1 protein-coding gene is annotated in these 1351 nt (G+C 76.2%); it reads right to left on the bottom strand.

The features are described from left to right. Positions 1-1226, bottom strand: a 1226-nt coding sequence (locus ACFXA3_RS42605) for an MFS transporter (RefSeq protein ID WP_385196928.1), incomplete at its 3' end; no start/stop codon positions are given. Between the last annotated feature and the right edge of the window lie 125 nt (positions 1227-1351).

Below are 1351 nucleotides of genomic sequence, written 5' to 3'. Positions count from 1 at the left end.
GTCCAGAGGGCGGCGGGGCCGTGGGGGGCCAGGGTGGTGATGGCTGCCGGGGAGACGGCCAGGCCGAGGCCCGTGGAGAGTTCGAAGCGGGCGAGGGTGCGGCCCAGGGCGCCGGCCGGGGCGAGGTGGGTGGCCAGGGCGGTGGCGCTGCCGGCGTAGACGATCTCGCCGAGGGTGCAGACCACGGACACCGCGGCCACCGCCGGCGCAGCCCAGCCGTGTCCCAGCGACGTGGCCCCGAGGAAGCCGACGTACGAGGCCGTGAGGACGAGGCCGGCGAGGGCCATCACGGTGCGCCGGGGGAAGCGGGACAGCACGGCGGTCACCGGGACCTGGAGGGTGACCACCAGCACCGTGTTGGCCACGAAAATGGCGGCCGACCACACCGGGGACGCGTGCAGCTGCGTCACCAGGACCAGCGGGAGCGCGATTTCGGGGACGTTGAGGCAGAAGGCGTAGACGACGTTGGCGGCGAGCAGTGCGCGCATCCGGGCCCGGGGGGCCGGCCCGTCGCCGGTGTCCGCGACCCGGACCCCGTCCGCGCGGAGACCGACCGACCGGGCCAGGGCCGCGGCGGCGAGGTAGGCGAGTCCGGTGACCGCCGCCAGGGCCTGCAGGGCGGTGGCGCCGCCCGCCAGGCACGCCGTGGCCACCAGGGCGCCCACCCCCAGCGCCGCGTTGCGCAGGGCGCGGCCTGCCGCGAGGGCGGCGTCGCGCTCGCGGCCGTGGGTGACCGTGGCCACCAGGGCGGCGTGGGCGGCCGGCCACGCCTGGTTGCCGATGCCGAGGAAGAGCGCCGCCGCGGCGAACGGCCCGACGTGTCCCGCGGGGGTGGCCAGCAGCAGTGCCACGCCCAGTACCCGTACGAGCATCGACGCCGCGACGACGGTGCTGCGTGCGCCCCGGTCCAGCCATCGGCCCACCGCGGGCATGCACGCCAGGCCCGCGACGATGCCGGCCGTCATGGCGGTACCGGTGGCCGGCGCCGAGAGGCCCAGCACGGTCACCCCGTAGAGCAGCAGGAACGGGCGCAGCAGGCCGGTGCCGAGCGCGTCCACGGCGACGGCGACGGCGTAGCGGGGGCCTCCGCAGGCGCGGACGAGGGCGGCGGGCCGGAGCCTGGCCGTCGGGGTGCGGTGCGCGGCGGCCCGTGTGGCGGGTCGTGGGTTGCGGAGTGGGGTGTGCTGTGGGGTGCGGTGTGGGGTGTGCTGCGGGGGGAGTGGCATGGCGTCAACGGTGCGTTTGGGCAACGGGTTCGCCGCGTGCGTTTTAGGTGTTCGAGAAACGACTACCTGGCCCCCCGGCCCGGGGGTGTATTTGGGGCCGGGTAGGTTAGGGTATACAAACGCCG

This window comes from Streptomyces sp. NPDC059456, from assembly GCF_042750055.1.
Taxonomy (GTDB): domain Bacteria; phylum Actinomycetota; class Actinomycetes; order Streptomycetales; family Streptomycetaceae; genus Streptomyces.
This window is presented reverse-complemented; position numbering and strand designations above follow the sequence as displayed.